The sequence below is a fragment of the Brachybacterium massiliense genome (genome assembly GCF_900184245.1).
In the GTDB taxonomy this organism is placed as follows: domain Bacteria; phylum Actinomycetota; class Actinomycetes; order Actinomycetales; family Dermabacteraceae; genus Brachybacterium; species Brachybacterium massiliense.
Genome location: NZ_FXXB01000008.1, coordinates 1 through 18,654 on the forward strand (window position 1 = coordinate 1; position 18,654 = coordinate 18,654).

10 protein-coding genes and 3 rRNA genes are annotated in these 18,654 nt (G+C 66.6%); 10 read left to right on the forward strand and 3 right to left on the reverse strand.

The window, feature by feature from the left end; translation table 11 throughout:
- Positions 1–66: 66 nt before the first annotated feature.
- From BN4251_RS09995 to rrf, 3 genes are all read left to right on the forward strand, one after another.
- Positions 67–1,586 (forward strand): 16S ribosomal RNA (locus tag BN4251_RS09995).
- A gap of 369 nt (positions 1,587–1,955) precedes the next feature.
- A 23S ribosomal RNA gene (locus BN4251_RS10000) occupies positions 1,956–5,023 on the forward strand.
- A 123-nt stretch (positions 5,024–5,146) separates the two neighbouring features.
- Positions 5,147–5,263 (forward strand): 5S ribosomal RNA (gene rrf / locus BN4251_RS10005).
- Together the 16S, 23S and 5S rRNA genes form the textbook arrangement of a ribosomal RNA operon.
- Before the next feature lie 129 nt (positions 5,264–5,392).
- On the opposite strand, the gene BN4251_RS10010 is transcribed toward rrf, so the two are convergent.
- Positions 5,393–7,831 carry a glycoside hydrolase family 3 protein gene (locus tag BN4251_RS10010; RefSeq protein WP_087484991.1) on the reverse strand — a complete coding sequence of 813 codons (2,439 nt, stop codon included), beginning with the start codon at positions 7,829–7,831 and terminating at the stop codon, positions 5,393–5,395.
- 223 nt (positions 7,832–8,054) lie between these two features.
- Here BN4251_RS10010 and BN4251_RS10015 point away from each other — a divergent pair, with 223 nt between their 5' ends.
- Genes BN4251_RS10015 through BN4251_RS10025 form a run of 3 tightly spaced genes read left to right on the forward strand, consistent with a single transcriptional unit; the run spans position 8,055 to position 11,727 of the window.
- Positions 8,055–9,704: an extracellular solute-binding protein gene (locus BN4251_RS10015; protein ID WP_087484992.1), complete on the forward strand. Its 1,650-nt coding sequence runs from the start codon at positions 8,055–8,057 to the stop codon at positions 9,702–9,704.
- Positions 9,705–9,748: 44 nt separating this feature from the next.
- Positions 9,749–10,738 carry an ABC transporter permease gene (locus tag BN4251_RS10020; RefSeq protein ID WP_087484993.1) on the forward strand — a complete coding sequence of 330 codons (990 nt, stop codon included), beginning with the start codon at positions 9,749–9,751 and terminating at the stop codon, positions 10,736–10,738.
- On the forward strand, positions 10,735–11,727 hold the full coding sequence (locus tag BN4251_RS10025; RefSeq protein WP_087484994.1) for a carbohydrate ABC transporter permease: 993 nt from the start codon (positions 10,735–10,737) through the stop codon (positions 11,725–11,727). Before BN4251_RS10020 ends, BN4251_RS10025 begins: the two co-directional genes overlap by 4 nt.
- 41 nt (positions 11,728–11,768) lie before the next feature.
- On the opposite strand, the gene BN4251_RS10030 is transcribed toward BN4251_RS10025, so the two are convergent.
- Positions 11,769–12,767 carry a LacI family DNA-binding transcriptional regulator gene (locus BN4251_RS10030; protein WP_087484995.1) on the reverse strand — a complete coding sequence of 333 codons (999 nt, stop codon included), beginning with the start codon at positions 12,765–12,767 and terminating at the stop codon, positions 11,769–11,771.
- Between the two features lie 48 nt (positions 12,768–12,815).
- Between BN4251_RS10030 and BN4251_RS10035 the strand changes: the two genes are divergently transcribed.
- On the forward strand, positions 12,816–14,816 hold the full coding sequence (locus tag BN4251_RS10035; protein WP_170931929.1) for a beta-galactosidase: 2,001 nt from the start codon (positions 12,816–12,818) through the stop codon (positions 14,814–14,816).
- An 80-nt stretch (positions 14,817–14,896) separates the two neighbouring features.
- On the opposite strand, the gene BN4251_RS18310 is transcribed toward BN4251_RS10035, so the two are convergent.
- On the reverse strand, positions 14,897–15,652 hold the full coding sequence (locus BN4251_RS18310) for a hypothetical protein (protein WP_170931930.1): 756 nt from the start codon (positions 15,650–15,652) through the stop codon (positions 14,897–14,899).
- Between the two features lie 39 nt (positions 15,653–15,691).
- Here BN4251_RS18310 and BN4251_RS18315 point away from each other — a divergent pair, with 39 nt between their 5' ends.
- The 3 genes from BN4251_RS18315 to BN4251_RS10050 are packed head-to-tail and all read left to right on the forward strand — an operon-like array spanning position 15,692 to position 18,653.
- Positions 15,692–16,798, forward strand: a complete 1,107-nt coding sequence (locus BN4251_RS18315; protein WP_212647610.1) for a hypothetical protein — start codon at positions 15,692–15,694, stop codon at positions 16,796–16,798.
- Complete coding sequence (locus BN4251_RS10045; RefSeq protein WP_087484997.1) at positions 16,795–17,811, forward strand: HAD-IIA family hydrolase; 1,017 nt, start codon at positions 16,795–16,797, stop codon at positions 17,809–17,811. Before BN4251_RS18315 ends, BN4251_RS10045 begins: the two co-directional genes overlap by 4 nt.
- Positions 17,808–18,653 (forward strand): TlyA family RNA methyltransferase, encoded by an 846-nt coding sequence (locus BN4251_RS10050; RefSeq protein ID WP_087484998.1) that lies wholly within the window; start codon positions 17,808–17,810, stop codon positions 18,651–18,653. The genes BN4251_RS10045 and BN4251_RS10050 overlap by 4 nt, the downstream gene beginning before the upstream one ends.
- The last annotated feature ends 1 nt before the right edge of the window (position 18,654 follow it).

Here is an 18,654-nt window from a genome sequence, read left to right on the forward strand (position 1 = left end):
CGGATGATACAGCAGTTATATGCTGGTTGTTTGTTTCTATTGTCAGGATACTGTTTTTCATGTTTTTTCATGGAGAGTTTGATCCTGGCTCAGGACGAACGCTGGCGGCGTGCTTAACACATGCAAGTCGAACGATGACGACCGTGCTTGCACGGTCTGATTAGTGGCGAACGGGTGAGTAACACGTGAGTAACCTGCCCTCCACTTCGGGATAACCTCGGGAAATCGTGGCTAATACCGGATATGAATCCTTGTCGCATGGCGGGGGTTGGAAAGATTTATCGGTGGGGGATGGACTCGCGGCCTATCAGTTTGTTGGTGAGGTAATGGCTCACCAAGACGATGACGGGTAGCCGGCCTGAGAGGGCGACCGGCCACACTGGGACTGAGACACGGCCCAGACTCCTACGGGAGGCAGCAGTGGGGAATATTGCACAATGGGCGAAAGCCTGATGCAGCGACGCCGCGTGAGGGATGACGGCCTTCGGGTTGTAAACCTCTTTCAGTAGGGAAGAAGCGAGAGTGACGGTACCTGCAGAAGAAGCGCCGGCTAACTACGTGCCAGCAGCCGCGGTAATACGTAGGGCGCAAGCGTTGTCCGGAATTATTGGGCGTAAAGAGCTTGTAGGTGGCTTGTCGCGTCTGCCGTGAAAACCCGAGGCTCAACCTCGGGCGTGCGGTGGGTACGGGCAGGCTAGAGTGTGGTAGGGGAGACTGGAACTCCTGGTGTAGCGGTGAAATGCGCAGATATCAGGAAGAACACCGATGGCGAAGGCAGGTCTCTGGGCCATTACTGACACTGAGAAGCGAAAGCATGGGTAGCGAACAGGATTAGATACCCTGGTAGTCCATGCCGTAAACGTTGGGCACTAGATGTGGGGGACATTCCACGTTTTCCGCGTCGTAGCTAACGCATTAAGTGCCCCGCCTGGGGAGTACGGCCGCAAGGCTAAAACTCAAAGGAATTGACGGGGGCCCGCACAAGCGGCGGAGCATGCTGATTAATTCGATGCAACGCGAAGAACCTTACCAAGGCTTGACATGCACCGGACGACTCCAGAGATGGGGTTTTCTTCGGACTGGTGCACAGGTGGTGCATGGTTGTCGTCAGCTCGTGTCGTGAGATGTTGGGTTAAGTCCCGCAACGAGCGCAACCCTTGTTCTATGTTGCCAGCACGTGATGGTGGGGACTCATAGGAGACTGCCGGGGTCAACTCGGAGGAAGGTGGGGACGACGTCAAATCATCATGCCCCTTATGTCTTGGGCTTCAAGCATGCTACAATGGTCGGTACAATGGGTTGCGAAACTGTGAGGTGGAGCGAATCCCAAAAAGCCGGCCTCAGTTCGGATTGGGGTCTGCAACTCGACCCCATGAAGTCGGAGTCGCTAGTAATCGCAGATCAGCAACGCTGCGGTGAATACGTTCCCGGGCCTTGTACACACCGCCCGTCAAGTCACGAAAGTCGGTAACACCCGAAGCCAGTGGCCCATCCTCGTGAGGGAGCTGTCGAAGGTGGGATCGGTGATTGGGACTAAGTCGTAACAAGGTAGCCGTACCGGAAGGTGCGGCTGGATCACCTCCTTTCTAAGGAGCATCACCAATTATGGTGGCCATCTGCCTGCCCGAGTGTGGTGGGGGTGGTTGCTCAAGGGTGGAACATCAACGAATGGGCACTTCGCTTGCCGGCGATGTCTTCTAGTACGACCTTTCGGGGTCTGGAACGGGAATGGCCGGTGGGTTTGAGGTGGAGACACGCTATTGGGTTGTGAGGCTGCACGCAGCCCCGACGGGCCCTTCTTTGGAAGGGCGTTGTGGGGGTGTGTGGCTGGTCCTCCCTGATGCTGCTTGGCGCGAATGCGTAGGTGGTGTTGGTGTGGGGTTGTTTCTTGAGAACTGCATAGTGGACGCGAGCATCTTGTAAGCAATTTTTATTGACATTGTGTCTTTGTGTTGCCGTAAGTTTTAAAGGGCGCACGGTGGATGCCTTGGCAAGAGGAGCCGACGAAGGACGTGGGAGTCTGCGTTAAGCCTCGGGGAGTTGACAACCGAACTGTGATCCGAGGATGTCCGAATGGGGAAACCCACCACGAGTCATGTCGTGGTACCCGCCACTGAATGTATAGGTGGTGTGGAGGGAACGCGGGGAAGTGAAACATCTCAGTACCCGCAGGAAGAGAAAACAATAGTGATTCCGTGAGTAGTGGCGAGCGAAAGCGGATGGTGGCTAAACCTGGTCTGTGTGATACCCGGCAGGGGTTGCAGGTTGGGGGTTGTGGGACGTATCAGAACTGTCTGCCGGCAGTTCGGCGTGGACGTGCAGCGGTAGTCGAAGTCGTGGTGAGTGCGACGGCGTAGAGGGTGTGACCCCCGTAGACGAAATCGATGTGCGGCGTGATGCTGTTCCCGAGTAGCACCGGGCCCGTGAAATCCGGTGTGAATCTGCCAGGACCACCTGGTAAGCCTGAATACTACCTCTTGACCGATAGCGGACAAGTACCGTGAGGGAAAGGTGAAAAGCACCCCGGGAGGGGAGTGAAATAGTACCTGAAACCGTGTGCTTACAATCCGTCGGAGCCTTTAGGGGTGACGGCGTGCCTTTTGAAGAATGAGCCTGCGAGTTAGTGGTCGGTGGCGAGGTTAACCCGTGTGGGGTAGCCGTAGCGAAAGCGAGTCTGAACGGGGCGTTCAGTCGCCGGCTCTAGACCCGAAGCGAAGTGATCTATCCATGGGCAGTGTGAAGCGCGGGTAAGACCGCGTGGAGGCGCGAACCCACTTCAGTTGAAAATGGAGGGGATGACCTGTGGATAGGGGTGAAAGGCCAATCAAACTTCGTGATAGCTGGTTCTCCCCGAAATGCATTTAGGTGCAGCGTTACGTGTTTCGTGCCGGAGGTAGAGCACTGGATAGGCGATGGGCCCCACCGGGTTACTGACCTTAGCCAAACTCCGAATGCCGGTACGTGAGAGCGTAGCAGTGAGACTGTGGGGGATAAGCTTCATAGTCGAGAGGGAAACAGCCCAGAACATCAGCTAAGGCCCCTAAGCGTGTGCTAAGTGGAAAAGGATGTGGAGTTGCTGAGACAACCAGGAGGTTGGCTTAGAAGCAGCCACCCTTGAAAGAGTGCGTAATAGCTCACTGGTCAAGTGATTCTGCGCCGACAATTTAGCGGGGCTCAAGCACACCGCCGAAGCTGTGTCACTCCGGTCTTGTACTGGGGTGGGTAGGGGAGCGTCGTACAGCCAGCGAAGCTGCGGGGGAACCCAGTGGTGGAGGCTGTACGAGTGAGAATGCAGGCATGAGTAGCGAAAGACGGGTGAGAAACCCGTCCGCCGATTGATCAAGGGTTCCAGGGCCAGGTTTATCCGCCCTGGGTTAGTCGGGACCTAAGGCGAGGCCGACAGGCGTAGTCGATGGACATCGGGTTGATATTCCCGAACCGATCGTAGGAGGACCCATACCGAGGCAGTCGATGCTAACCACCCGAGCCGTCTCTTCACCCTTCGGGGTGGGGTTGGTGGTGAGGCTGGGAACCAAGGTTGTAGTAGGTCAGCGCATGGGATGACGCAGAGAGGTAGCTTCCGCGGACTTAATGGAATAGTCCGTCTAAGCGTGCAGCCCGGCCCCGGGTAATGCTGGGGCCTTGAGGGTGAGACGTGATGGGGATCCCGTATGGGCGTAGGTGAGTGATCCTGTACTGCCAAGAAAAGTTCCGGCGTGACGAATACGGTCGCCCGTACCCTAAACCGACTCAGGTGATCAGGTAGAGAATACCGAGGCGTTCGAGAGAATCGTGGTTAAGGAACTCGGCAAAATGCCCCCGTAACTTCGGGAGAAGGGGGGCCCTATCCGTGAGAGCGGTGAGGGCCGCAGAGACCAGGGAGAAGCGACTGTTTACTAAAAACACAGGTCCGTGCGAAGTCGTAAGACGCTGTATACGGACTGACGCCTGCCCGGTGCTGGAAGGTTAAGAGGACCGGTTAGAGCCCTTCGGGGTTCGAAGCTGAGAATTTAAGCCCCAGTAAACGGCGGTGGTAACTATAACCATCCTAAGGTAGCGAAATTCCTTGTCGGGTAAGTTCCGACCTGCACGAATGGCGTAACGACTTCTCCACTGTCTCAACCGCGAACTCGGCGAAATTGCATTACGAGTAAAGATGCTCGTTACGCGCAGCAGGACGGAAAGACCCCGGGACCTTTACTATAGTTTGATATTGGTGTTCGGGACGGCTTGTGTAGGATAGGTGGGAGACTGGGAAGCATTCACGCCAGTGAGTGTGGAGTCGTTGTTGAAATACCACTCTGGTCGTTCTGGATTCCTAACCTCGGTCCGTGATCCGGATCAGGGACAGTGTCTGATGGGTAGTTTAACTGGGGCGGTTGCCTCCTAAAGAGTAACGGAGGCGCTCAAAGGTTCCCTCAGCCTGGTTGGCAATCAGGTGTTGAGTGTAAGTGCACAAGGGAGCTTGACTGCGAGACTGACAAGTCGGGCAGGTGCGAAAGCAGGAACTAGTGATCCGGCACCTCATTGTGGAATGGGTGTCGCTCAACGGATAAAAGGTACCCCGGGGATAACAGGCTGATCTTGCCCAAGAGCTCATATCGACGGCATGGTTTGGCACCTCGATGTCGGCTCGTCGCATCCTGGGGCTGGAGTTGGTCCCAAGGGTTAGGCTGTTCGCCTATTAAAGCGGTACGCGAGCTGGGTTTAGAACGTCGTGAGACAGTTCGGTCCCTATCCGCTGCGCGCGTTGGATATTTGAGAAGTCCTGTCCCTAGTACGAGAGGACCGGGATGGACTGACCTCTGGTGTGCCAGTTGTTCTGCCAAGGGCATGGCTGGTTGGCTACGTCGGGAAGGGATAACCGCTGAAAGCATCTAAGCGGGAAGCCTGCTTCGAGATGAGATATCCGTGCACCTTTTGGTGTGGGAGGCCCCCAGTAGATGACTGGGTTGATAGGCCAGATGTGGAAGCGCAGTAATGTGTGGAGCTGACTGGTACTAATGGCCGATGACTTACTTTAACACTATTGTTTGCGTGTGTGTTTGCGTCCACTGTGCGGTTCTTGGGAAACAACTCCTCGGAGCTGGATCACTCGTTTGTGGGGGTGTGTCTGGTTCTGGAGTGGCTGGTTGTCTCATCGTGTTACGGCGGTCATAGCGTCGAGGAAACGCCCGGTTCCATTCCGAACCCGGAAGCTAAGCTCGATTGCGCCGATGGTACTGCACTCGGGAGGGTGTGGGAGAGTAGGTCGCCGCCGGACATCTTCACTGGGAGTGGAGGAGTGCTTGAACCCCTGCGGGGTGTTCGCCTCCTCCACTCCCATTTTTTTATGCCCACAACTCGGAAAGCCACGGCCACCGGCTGGGTGCTGCGCAACGTTCGCGAACGATCACACCACGGCTGTCGCCACGATGTTCTGGGCGGAGCGGGCCAGGTGGAATCGCACCGGCCCTGTGGGCTCCACGAAGTTCCCTGTCCGTTCGCACCACAGCGCGCAGCGCGACAGGGGCACCTCGATCTCGACCTGCCGTGCACCGCGTGCCGGAACCTCGACCACCTCGGTGGCCACGAGGCGCCGCACCGGCACGGTTCCCACGCCGTCGGGATACTGCTCCTGCCCGGCGGAGGCATACACCTGGACCACCTCATACGCAGGGAGCTGTGCCTCCCGCGTGAGCGTCACGGAGAAGTGCGCGCCGGTGGGGGAGCGCCTCGGTGCAGGCTGCGTCCACCGCGTCGGTTCGAGTGAGAGGCCGTGACCGAAGGGGAAGCTCGCCTCCTGACCGTAGAGGTAGGTCGAGGCGGAGGAGATCACGTCGTACTCCAGGATGTCCGCCAGCGACTCCTCGGTGACCCATGCCTGCGCCAGGCGGCCGCTGAACTCCTTCCGACCGAGCAGCAGCGACGAGAGCGCCGGCCCCAGTCGGGCACCGGCATGGCTGCTCCAGATCACAGCGTCAGCAGTGCCCGCATGGCCAGCCAGATCATAGGAGTAGGACGAGAGGATCAGCAGCGTGCTGCGGGCACCGGCAGGAAGGTCGGCGAGCAGCTCGAGCAGCTCGACGTCCGGATTCATCAGCGAGAGCATCGCCCGGTCCTCTGTCTCACGCCCGTGCACGTGGGGGTCGTTGCCGGCCACCACGATTACCAGGTCGGCGCCCTCGATCGCGTCCCGTGCCTGGTCCCGGCGCGAGCTCATCACCTGCCACGTCCACCTCGTCGACTGCAGGGGGTCATGGCCGCCCAGCAGCAGCTTGCCGCTGCGATGCTCCCGCCGCACCCATCGGCCCGTGCCCACATGCTGGAGCCTCACTGTCCCGTCGGCCTCTCGCATCCGCCGGAACGTCTCCTGGACGATCCAGCCGCCGACGCGCTCCGCCTCGGTGCGCAGGTACCCGGCCGCATCCGGGGCAAGCAGCCGCCCCGTCCCGCGGTCGCGGAGGCTGATGATGTCGAGCCCGTGATCGATGACCTCGAAGGTGACCGGCTCGGAGTGCTCAGCTCCGGAGGGCATGGGCCCCACGCACAGCACGCCGTCGCGCCGCCTGCGCAGCGTGAACTGACCCTCGTGCAGAGCGACCACGTCCAGGCATGGCGCATGGACCACAGGCCCGTCATGGCCGGCCATCAGCGCCTCCGCGAGCGGCACCGGATCGATCAGCTCACCGCTATACCAGTCCCGCAGCACCGTCCCTCCGAGGTGGCCGAGCACGGCGATGCGCTCCCCGGGCCGTGCCGGCAGCGTCCCGTGCTGATGGTGCAGCAGCACCGCGGAACGGCTCGCCGCTTCTTCCGACAGCGCGATCGCCTCGGCCTGAGCGAACCGGGGGAGCGAGGGGGCGGCGTCATCGAACTCTCCGGTGCGCGCCCGCGCCACCAGCTGCCGGACCACCGCCTGATCCACGTGGCGCTCCTCGAGGAGTCCGCGCTCGAGCGCCTCGCGGGCCGCGCGGATCGTGGGCTCCGAGTCCTCACCGTGATCGGTGAAGGAATCCACTCCCGCACGCAGCATCGCCGCCACCGCCTCGGTGAGGTCCGCCGCGACATCCTGGATGGTGATCAGATTCGTCGGCGCCCCGGCATCGCTCACCACGAACAGCAGATCCGGGTCCGCCACCAGTGCGCGCAGATGCGAGTTCACCAGAGGAGAGAGGTGCGCCGGCACGCCGTCGACCAGGTTGTAGGCCAGCATCACCGCTCCCGCAGCGCCGCTGGCCAGCGGCTCCTCGAAGCCGGGCAGCTCGTACTCGTGCAGGACCCGCGGCGGCATCGATGAGGAGGTCGCGGCGCGATCGGTCTCGTTCGAGTAGGCGAGGAAGTGCTTGAGCGTGGGGACCGTGGACCAGGTCTCGCCCTCCCCACGCAGGCCTCGCGCGATCGCGGTGCCGAGCTGCGCGTTCAGCAGCGGATCCTCGCTCAGGCCCTCCTCGGTGCGGCCCCACAGCGGATGGCGCAGCGCGTTGACCACCGGCGCCCACACGTTCAGGCTCGCCGGCTGCTCGTGTCCGTGGTGGGCGCGGACCTCCCGGGCGATCTGCGTCCCGATCGCCTCGAGCAGCACGGGATCCCATGATGCCGCGAGCCCCACGGGCGGCGGATAGGTGACCGCCGGGCCGCGCCAGGCCACGCCGTGCAGGGCCTCGGTGCCGGTGGAGAACGGCCCGATCCCGAGCCGTTCCAGGCCCGGGCTGTGCTGGTGGAGGAAGGGCAGCTTCTCCTCGAGCGTCATCGCGCCGACCAGGGAGCGAGCCCGCTCGAGACGCCGGGCATCCACACTCTCGAGGCGCGCGCGGGAGCCGAGCCACGTGGGCGGGGGAGTGTGTGCCATGGAGTCCTCTTCGACGATCTGCGACGGCGGCAGGGTGGGCGAGGGCAGGATCCGAGGTCTTGTCACATCCGTGCCCGGCGGCTACTCTTCGAGCCTATCGAAGCGCTTCGACGATGACTAGTCGCTGCGCCGGAGCAATTCCCCCGGCTGTCTCGGTCACCGGGGAGATCCTCGTGGCCGCCGCCTCGGCGCCCATGTGTCGACACAAGGAAGTGAGTGCATCATGCAAGGCATCGACAACGAAGTCTCCCGTCGCAGGCTCCTGGGATACCTGGGCATCGGGGCCGGAGCCCTCGGCCTCGCAGCCTGCGGAGGCTCGGGAGGCACCGGCCAGACCGGAGGATCCGGCGGAGTGCTCACCGGCGCGGATCTCGCAGCCGAGGTGGAGGCCTCGCTGCCCCACAGCACCCTCGAGTTCCTGGTCGAGCCGGACTTTCCCAGCGTCAACGGCTCGACCCCCGGCTACGTGACCATGCCCGATCCGCTGGTCGACGGGGTCCAGCAGACCCCAGGAGCGGGCGGCAGCTACACCGTGATGAGCCCGGCCTGGTGGACCTCGCCGCCTAGCCTGGGGGAGAACGCCTACTACGACGCCGTCAACGAGCAGCTCGGCGCAACCCTCGAGTTCCAGGTCTCCGACGGCAACACCTATGCCGACAAGGTCCAGACCGTCCTCGCCTCCCCGAAGAACGTGCCGGACTGGATGGTCATCCCCTCCTGGAACATCCCGCCCCGCTTCATCGAAGGCGTCGGCAACGTCTTCCAGGACCTCACCGACCACCTCTCCGGGGACGGCATCCTGGACTACCCGAACCTCGCCCGGCTGGATCCGGCCGCCTGGGCGTACTCGATGTTCAACGGTCGGATCTACGGTCTGCCCTACCCCTCCGAGCTCATCACCGATGCCGTCTTCTACCGTCGCGACCTGTTCGAGGAGCTCGGCGTGGAGCCGCCCACCGATGCGGACTCCTTCCTGTCCGTGCTCAGCGAGATCACCGACGAGAGCGCGAACCGCTGGGGCTGCGAGAACCTGTGGAACACAGCGCAGCTCATGCACGCCATCCCGCCCACCTTCACCGAGCGCGATGGGAAGCTCGTCCACCGCTTCGAGATGGAGGAGTTCAAGGAGGCGATCGTCTGGCTCACCAAGGTCATCGAGTCCGGCGCGATGCACCCCGACGCCGTGGCCGGCAACGACGGCCCCGCGAAGGACCGCTTCGAGTCCGGGCAGACGCTCGTGATGAACGACGGCGTCGGCGGCTGGCACGAGGCGCTCACCCGCGTGCGCCCTTCGAACCCGGACTTCGACCAGATGGCGATGGACATGTTCGCGCCCGACGGCGGAGCCCCGACCCTGTTCCGCGGAGCACCGGTGAACATCTTCTCCTTCCTCAAGAAGACCGACGACGAGGAGCAGGTCAAGGAGCTGCTGCGACTGGCGGACTGGTGCGCCTCGCAGTTCGGCACCCACGAGTTCGAGCTGCTCACCTACGGGGTCGAGGGCACCCACTTCGAGCGCGACGAGCACGGCGTCCCCCAGATGAACGACCAGGGCCGACGCGAGGTCACCTCCACCTACCAGTTCCTCGCGCAGCCCGCGATCGTCAATGCGAAGGTGCAGTTCCCCGACTACGTCGAGGCCTCCACGCAGTGGATGGCTCGCCAGTCCGAGCACGTGGTCGATCCACTGTTCTACGGGATCCAGATCCAGGAGCCCTCCGAGTTCGGCTCTCTCAGCCAGCCCTTCGACGACCTCGTGGTCGACATCAGCCGCGGCCGCAAGGACATCAGCGAGCTCGATGCGGCGGTGGAGAACTGGCGCAGCTCCGGCGGTGACAAGCTGCGTGACTTCTACGCCGAGTTCCTGGCCTGAGCGGCATGTCGACCGCCGTCCGTCCCTCCCCGTCCGAGGAGCCCATGCCTCCGCCCACCTCACGCAGCGCCCCATCCCGTCGGCCCGCTCGCGGGAGCGAACCCGCTGCGACCGGACGGCGCGCCGTCAGCCTCCGCGCCAGGCTGCGCCGCGACCGCTCGCTGATCCTGATGTCCCTGCCGATGGTCGTGCTGCTGGTGGTGTTCGCCTACGTCCCGATCCTCGGGAACGTGATCGCCTTCCAGGACTACTCGCCGTTCGTCGGGATCCGCAGCAGCTCGTGGGTCGGGACGCACCAGTTCGAACGGGTGCTGACCGATCCGCTGTTCTGGAACGCGGTGAAGAACACGCTGGTGATCACCGCGTTCCAGCTGGTGTTCTACTTCCCGATCCCGATCATGCTGGCGATCCTGCTGAACTCGATCCTCAGCGAGAGGGTCCGCACGGTCATCCAGTCGATCGTGTACCTGCCGCACTTCTTCTCCTGGGTGGTGGTGGTCTCGATCTTCCACCAGATCCTGGGAGGGGCGGGGCTGCTGAACCAGTTCACCCGCGAGTTCGGCCTGGGCACCGTCAACGTCATGACCGACCCCGACACCTTCCTGTTCCTGATCACCTCGCAGGTGGTGTGGAAGGACGCCGGCTGGGGGATCATCGTCTTCCTCGCGGCGCTGAACGCGATCGATCCGGCGCTGTACGAGTCGGCCGCGATGGACGGCGCCGGGAAGTGGCGCCGCATCTGGCACATCACCCTGCCCGGCATGCGGGCGGTGATCGTGCTGCTGCTGATCCTGAACCTCGGCAACGCCCTCACCGTGGGATTCGAGCAGCTGATCCTCCAGAGGGATGCGGTGGGCGCGGGCCGCGCCGAGGTGCTGGACACCTTCGTCTACTACACGGGCGTGCAGAACGGCGACTGGAGCTACGCCGCTGCCGCCGGACTCCTGAAAGGAGTGGTCAGCATGATCCTGGTGCTCGGGGCCAACAAGGTCGCGCATCTGTTCGGTGAGGCGGGGGTGTACCAGAAGGCATGAGCGCCTCGATAGGGCCAGGTCCGGTCCATACCAGTGAGCCCGTCCGTCAGGGCATCGCCACCGGCGCCGTCGCCGAGACCGTGCCGCCCCGGCGGCCGCGTCGACGCTCCTCGCGGCCCATCTGGGACGAGGAGCCCTCGCTCCCCGCCCAGGGTGCGAAGGGGATCGTGCTGGTGCTGATCTGTCTGGCGGTGCTGGTGCCGCTGTACACGATCATCCTCACCAGTCTCTCCCCGCAGGCCGCGATCACGCGGGCCGGCGGGCTGGTGCTGGTGCCCGACGGCCTCACCCTCGACGCCTACCGTCAGGTGCTCTCCGGAGGGATCGTCACCCGGGCGGTGATGGTCAGCCTCGGAGTCACCGGCGTGGGCACCGCGCTGTCGCTGACCGTCTCGGTGCTCGCGGCCTACGGGCTGTCCCGGCCGGGCAGCCTCCTGCACACCCCGATCCTGTTCCTGATGCTCGGCACGATGTTCTTCGGCGCCGGCATGATCCCGATGTACCTGCTGGTCTCGGGGCTCGGGCTGATCGACAGCTACTGGGCGCTGATCCTGCCCAGCGCGGTCTCCGCCTTCAACATCGTGATCATGCGCGGCTTCTTCCAGGGCATCGATCAGGGGATCCTCGAGTCCGCGCGGATCGACGGCGCCTCGGATTGGCGGATCCTGTTCCAGATGGTGCTGCCGATGTCCAAGGCCGTGGTGGCCGTGGTCGCGCTCTTCTATGCGGTCGGCTACTGGAACGCCTTCTTCAACGCGATCCTTTACATCAACGACTCCGCGAAGCAGCCGCTGCAGGTGGTGCTGCGCAGCTTCGTGCTGCAGGGCGTCTCCGTGCCGGGACAGGTCGATGTGGGCTCCGGTCAGGTCGCCACCCTCGCGGTGCAGATGGCGGTGATGGTGATCGCTCTGATCCCGGTGGTGATCGTGTACCCGTTCATCCAGCGCCACTTCAAGACCGGCGTGATGATCGGTGCGGTGAAGGGCTGAGCGCCATCGGCGAGCGCATCCCGCCGTGGGGCGGGAGGAGGTCAGGGCAGGCGATGGGTGGTGTCACGCTCGTTGAGCGTCGGGGCGATCAGCTGGTCGCCCACCACCCCGTCGCCCTCGATCAGCGCCGTCGCGGTGGTCACCGCCGCGCGGCCGATCTCCTCGACGGGGATCTCCACGGCCGTGTACTCCACGGCGCCCAGCCGCACCGTCTCCTGCGGGGCGATCGCCACCACCTGCAGGTCCTCCGGCATCGAGATGCCCTCGTCGGTGAGCGCGCGATGGATGGCCGCCAGCGCGCTCTCGTTGTGGATGACCAGCGCCTCCGGGCGCTCCTCGGCGAGCAGGGTGCGGATCAGCTGCCCGGTGGAGTCGACCTCGTGGTCATGCACCACATGCCGGGCCCGCAGCCCGAGCTTCTCGCAGGCCTGCTCGAAGCCGCGCGTGGCACGGTCGGCGTAGGTGGCGTGGCGGGTCTGCGTCACCGAGGGCGAGCCGATCATCACCAGGCGCCGAGCGCCTCTGCGGTGCAGCTCCGTCACCGCGAGGGAGGAGGCCTGCTCGAAGTCGAAATCCACGCGCGGGATGCCGTGCGCCTGGGAAGGGTAGCCGAGCAGCACCACCGGGCGCCGCGCCCCGGCGAGCACGGGGAGACGCGGATCGTCCTCGACCACGTCCATCACCACGAGGGCGTCCACCTTGCCCTCGTCGAGGACGCGCGCGGTGGCCGCGTGGTCCTCGCCGGCGATCAGCAGGATCTCGTTGGAGGTCTCATGGGCCGCGCGCATCAGCGAGCGCACGAACATCATCACCACATGCGCGTCCACGTCCGCGGCCAGCGGCACCGCCAGCCCGATCGTGCCCGCCCGCTGCGAGGCCAGGGCCCGTGCCCCCGCGTGGGGGTGGTAGCTCAGGCGGGTGATCGCGTCGTTGATCCGCTCGCGGGTGGCCGAGGAGATCGCCCGCTTGCCGCTGAGCGCATAGGAGACGGTGCTCAGGGAGACCCCGGCCTCGCGCGCGATGTCCGACATGGTGGCCATGGCGCCGCCTCTCAGTCAGAAGGAACATGAACGATGAGAAGGAGCACGATGTCCCGAGCTCGAGATCCATTGTCCCCTCTGCGCACACGCTACTCGGTGAGCGGGGCGTTCTTCGGCGCGGACTACAACCCCGAGCAATGGCCGCCCGAGACGCGCACGGAGGACCTCGAGCTGATGGAGAGGGCCCATCTGGGCTTCGCGACCGTCGGCGTCTTCTCCTGGGCGCGGCTGGAGCCCGAGCCCGGACGCTTCGAGACGCAGTGGCTCGACGACGTGCTCGATGACCTCAACTCCCGCGGCATCGCCGTGGATCTCGCGCTGCCGGTGGCCTCCCCGCCGCCGTGGCTGGGCGCCCTGCATCCGGACTCCCTCCCGCAGACCCGCTCCGGCGGCACGCTGTGGTGGGGCTCGCGCAACCAGTTCGACCCCTCCTCTCCCGCCTACCGCGAGGCCGCCCGGCGCATCACCCGCATGCTGGTGGACCGCTACGGCCGGCATCCGGCGGTCGCGATGTGGCACGTGGGCAACGAGTACGGGCAGCTCTCCCATGGCGAGCACGCGGCGGCGGCGTTCCGGGACTGGCTGCGGGAGCGCTACAGGGACATCGAGACGGTCAACCGTGCCTGGGGGACCAGCGTGTGGTCGCTGAGCTTCCGCAGCTTCGAGGAGGTGATCCCGCCACGGGAGGCGCCCTACCTGCTCAACCCCGCTCTCGAGCTGGACTTCGCCCGGTTCTGCTCCGACCAGCTGCTGGAGTGTTGCCTCGATCTCGCCGGGATCATCCGCGAGAGCGTGCCCGGCGCGGTGGTGACCACGAACTTCATGGGTTTCTTCCCGCTGGCCGACTACGCGAGCTGGGCCGAGCACCTCGACGTCCTCGCCGATGACCACTACACCGACCCGGCTGATCCCCGCACCCGGCTGACCGCCTCGCTGACCCACTCCTACCTGCGCACTCTCGGACGTGGACGGCCCTGGGTGCTGATGGAGCAGGCGGCGGGAGCGGTGAACTGGCGCGCCCACAACGTGCCCAAGACCGCCGCCCAGAACCGCCTGGACTCCTGGCGCGCGCACGCCCACGGGGCCGACGTCATCGCCTACTTCCAGTTCCGCCAGTCCGCGAGCGGCCCGGAGACCTTCCACTCGGCGCTGGTGCCGCATGCCGGCCCCGACACCGCGCGGTTCCGGGCCGTCACGGAGCTGGGGGAGGAGCTCACCCGCAGCCCGCTCGCACAGAGCGAGCCCGGACTCTCCCGGGTGTTCTTCGTCCACGACTGGGACTCCTGGCGCGCCGCGATGGGGGCCGGCCGCGCGACCGATGCCGTGCAGCCGCTCGCCCAGCATGAGGCGTTCTACGCTCCCTTCTTCCGCGCCGGCATCAGGGTGGACATCGGCCCCTCCACCCTCCTGCTCGAAGGGACGGGGGCTGCGGGCGGGACACTGCGGGACCGCTATGACCTGCTGGTCCTCGCCTCCCAGTTCCTGCTGCGCAGCGAACTGGTGCCGGTGCTCGAGCAGTTCGTCCGCGAGGGCGGCCAGCTGCTGATCGGGCCCCACGGGGGAGTGGTCGACGAGAACGTGCGCGCCCATCTGGGCGGCACAGGAGGCGGGCTGCTCGAGCTGGCAGGGGTGTTCCGCGAGGAGCCGTGGCCGCTCGCCGCGCCGCTGGCGCTGCACGATGGGCAGGCCGGCAGCGCAGAGGTGGGAGAGTTCGTCGAGGTGCTCACCGCGCGCACCGCCGAGCCCCTGTGGAGCGCGAGCACCGCCCCGCTGGAGGGCCGGCCCGTGGTCACCCACCGCGCGCTCGGGCACGGCGGTGTCTGGTACGTCGGCGGGCTGCTCGATGACGAGACCCTCGCGCAGGTCGTCGCCGACGCCGCCGAGGCGGCTGGCCTCGCTCTCGCGCCGCTGCCGGAGGGTGTGGAGGCGATCCGCCGCGGGCAGGAGCTGCTGCTGATGAACCATTCCGCTCACCCCGTGAACGTTCGCATCCTGGGACAGGAGGTCGAGGTGCAGGGCGAGGACCTCGTGATCTGCCCGCTCGGGTGAGACGGACGTCCAGGTGACGGACTCCGCAGAGAGTCGCGCGCAGAGCCCGCGACTGGTGAAAGCAGTCACGGATCAACGCGTTACCCGAGGGTCAAATGTGGGTGGTCGCTTAGGCTTCTCGACGAAAACGGCATAGCGCGAGACGACAGAGACGGACGGTCCAGGTGGCTGAGGACAGCAACAACAGGGGCGACCGCGGCCACGGCGACAGGAGCCGGAGCGGCCAGCGGCGCGACGAGCACGCGACGAGACCCTCCAACCGCCCGTCGTCCGGCCGCAGCGCCGGACGCCCGCGCACCCATGACTCCCGAGGCCAGGGCGGCCCCCGCCGCGAGGACCGCGGCTCCTCCTGGTCCCAGCGCCCTCGCCGCGATGAGGACTCCGGCGCACCCCGCCGCGCACAGGACGGGGCACGCCCCTACCGCCCCCGCACCGGGGAGCGTCCCGACGGCGGAGGCTCGGACTTCCGTGGCCGCCGCGAGGATCGCCCCTGGCAGTCGCGCGACCGGCGTGACCAGCGCCCCGGCGGCGAACGTCGCGGAGGCTACGAGGACCGTCCCCGTCGGGATGACCGTTCGTACCGCGGCGGCGACGATCGCCCGCGTCGTGATGATCGGTCTGCCCGCGATGACCGTCCCCGTCGTGACGACCGTCCGTACCGCGGCGGCGATGACCGCGCGCGTCGCGACGATCGTCCGTACCGCAGTGATGATCGCCCGCGCCGTGACGACCGCCCCCGTCGAGACGACCGCCCGTACCGCGGCGGCGATGATCGCCCCCGTCGTGACGACCGTCCGCGTCGTGATGACCGTCCGCGCCGTGACGACCGCGACCACCGAGGCGGCCGCGACCGCGATCAGCGTGGCCGTGGCCCGGTGTCGCCGCGTCGCGACGACCAGCGTGCCTCCCGCCCGGGTCAGGAGGCCCGCGCCGATCGCCCGATCGAGCCCCGGGTGCCCGAGGGCATCACGGGACGTGAGCTCGACAAGGACGTGCAGGCGGAGCTGCGCGGCCTGAGCAAGGAGACCGCGGAGCGGGTGGCGCGCCACATGGTGGCCGCCCACCTGCTGGAGGAGTCCGACAACGAGACCGCCCTCGCCCATGCGCGCTTCGCCGCTCGCCTCGGCGGCCGCGTGGGTGCCGTGCGCGAGACCCACGGCATCATCGCCTACCGCGCCGGCGATTTCCGCACCGCCTCCCGCGAGCTGCGCACCTCGGTGCGCATCACCGGCCGCACCGACGTGCTGCCGATGATCGCGGATTCCGAGCGCGGCCTGGGCCGCCCTGAGCGCGCCCTGGACATCGCCTCCTCGGAGGACGCCTCCGACCTCAGCGCCGCCGCGGCGATCGAGCTGATCATCGTGGTGGCCGGAGCGTATGCGGACACCGGCGACATCGAGACGGCGCTGAGCACCCTCGAGATCCCGGCGCTGCGCCACAAGGTCGACGGCCGCTGGCAGGTGCGCCTCTGGGTCGCCTACGCCGATCTGCTGGATCGGGCGGGCCGCGCCGACGAGGCCAAGCGCTGGATCGCACTGGCCGCGGACGCCGACACCGAGGGGCTCACCGACGCCGCCGAGCGGCTGGGCCGTCCGGCGCCGCAGCCGCAGGAGGAGCCTGCCTGGGCCGACGACGAGCAGGTCTCCGTCCTGGACGCCTACGATCCCGACGCCGACGCCGACGCCGACGCCGACGCCGACGCCGACGCCGAGGACGCCGACGTCGACGAGATCGACGAGGATGACGCCGACGACGAGCAGGTCTCCGTCCTGGACGCCTACGATCCCGACGCCGACGCCGACGCCGACGCCGAGGACGCCGACGTCGACGAGATCGACGAGGATGACGCCGACGACGACACGGAGACCGCCCAGGACTCCGAGGCCGACGACGCGGACGACGCGGATGACGCTGAGTTCGCCGCGGACCAGCAGGCCGAGGATGAGGACGACCAGGCCCGGCACACGGGGGAGTCCGCGTGATCCGTCGGCCCGATCCCTCGCTGCTGGACCTCTACGACGCGATCCTGCTGGACCTCGATGGCACCGTGATGCACGGCGCCCGCCCGATCCCGCACGCCGTCGAGGCGGTCGAGACCGCCCGCGCGGCGGGAACCACCGTGGTGTTCGCGACCAACAACGCCTCGCGCACCCCGCAGCAGGCCGCCGAGCATCTCGCCGTAGTGGGCGTCCCCGCCCGGCCCGAGGAGTTCGTGACCTCCCCGCAGGTCGCCTCCCAGCTGCTCGCCGAGCGGCTCGCGCCGGGCGCCACGGTGCTCGTGGTGGGCGGGCCCAGCCTCGCCGCCCAGATCCGCGAGGTGGGCCTCGTCCCGGTGGACACCGACTCCGAGGACGTCGTCGCCGTGGTCCAGGGCTGGTCCCCGGACCTGAACTGGTCGATGCTCGCCGAGGGCGCGTACGCGATCCGCCGCGGCGCCTTCTGGATGGCCACCAACATCGATGCCACCCTGCCCACCGAGCGCGGCCTCGCCCCGGGCAACGGGTCGATGGTCGCGGTGCTGCGCCACGCCACCGGCGTCGAGCCCGCCGTGGCCGGCAAGCCCGAGCCGGGCATGTTCGAGGTCGCCGCGAAGGAGAGGGGCGTGCGCCGCCCGCTGATCATCGGCGACCGTCTCGACACCGACATCGAGGGCGCGGTCCGCGCCGGGATGGATTCCCTGCTGGTGCTGACCGGCGTGGACGGCATCGAGTCTGCGCTGCGCGCCGAACCGGTGCGCCGCCCCACCTTCATCCTCCCGGATCTCTCGCAGATCGCCGCACCGTTCGCGCTGCCCGTCGTCGACGGCGAGCGAGCCCGCTGCGGCGGTGTGAGCGCGATCTGGCGCGACGGCGACATCGAGATCAACGACGCGGTCGAGGATCCGCAGGTGCTGCGCGCCGTGCTGGCCCTGCTGGCCGCCCGCAGCGCCGAGACCGCCTGGAACGGACAGCTGCGCGACCAGGACGGCAACGCCCTGCGTCCCACCGACCGGTGAGCGGCCAGCGCCTGGACGTCGCGCTGCTCGGCGCGGGCCTGGCCCGCTCGCGCACCCACGCCCGTCGCATCATCGAGGAGGGCCGCGCCCGCCTGGACGGCCGCCCCGTGACCCGGCCCTCCACCCCCGTCCCGGACGGGGCGGAGCTCGCCGTCGTGGACGTGCCCGACGGCATCGAGTACGCCTCCCGCGCCGCGCACAAGCTCGCCGGCGCCCTCGACGCCCTGCGACTGGACCCGGCGGGCCGCGAATGCCTGGACGCCGGCGCCTCCACCGGCGGGTTCACCGACGTGCTGCTGCGCCGCGGTGCGGCGATCGTGCACGCCGTGGACATCGGCCACGACCAGCTCGCCCCGCACGTGCGGGAAGATGCCCGCGTGATCGTCCGCGACGGCCTCAGCGTGCGCGACCTCACCCCGCAGCTGCTGGGCGCCGTGGTCGACCTGATCGTCGCGGATCTCTCCTTCATCTCCCTGCGCACCGTCCTGCCCGCCCTGGCCAGCGTGCTGCGCGATGACGGCGAGCTGCTGCTGATGGTGAAGCCCCAGTTCGAGGTGGGCCGATCCGCCCTGCCGAAGTCCGGGGTGGTCTCCGATCCGGCCGCGCGCGTGCGGGCCGTGCGCGATGTGGCCGAGGCCGCCGCGCAGGTGGGGCTGAGCACCGCCGCCGTCGGCCCCAGCAGCCTCCCCGGGCAGGACGGCAACCGCGAGTACTTCCTGCATCTGCGTCCGCACGGCACGGCGTTCGTGCTGGACGCCGAGGCCTGTGACATGATCGAGTCGGCCGTGAGCGGGAACCGTCCGCGGCATCGGCGCGACCAGCACACCCACGAGGAGGACTGAC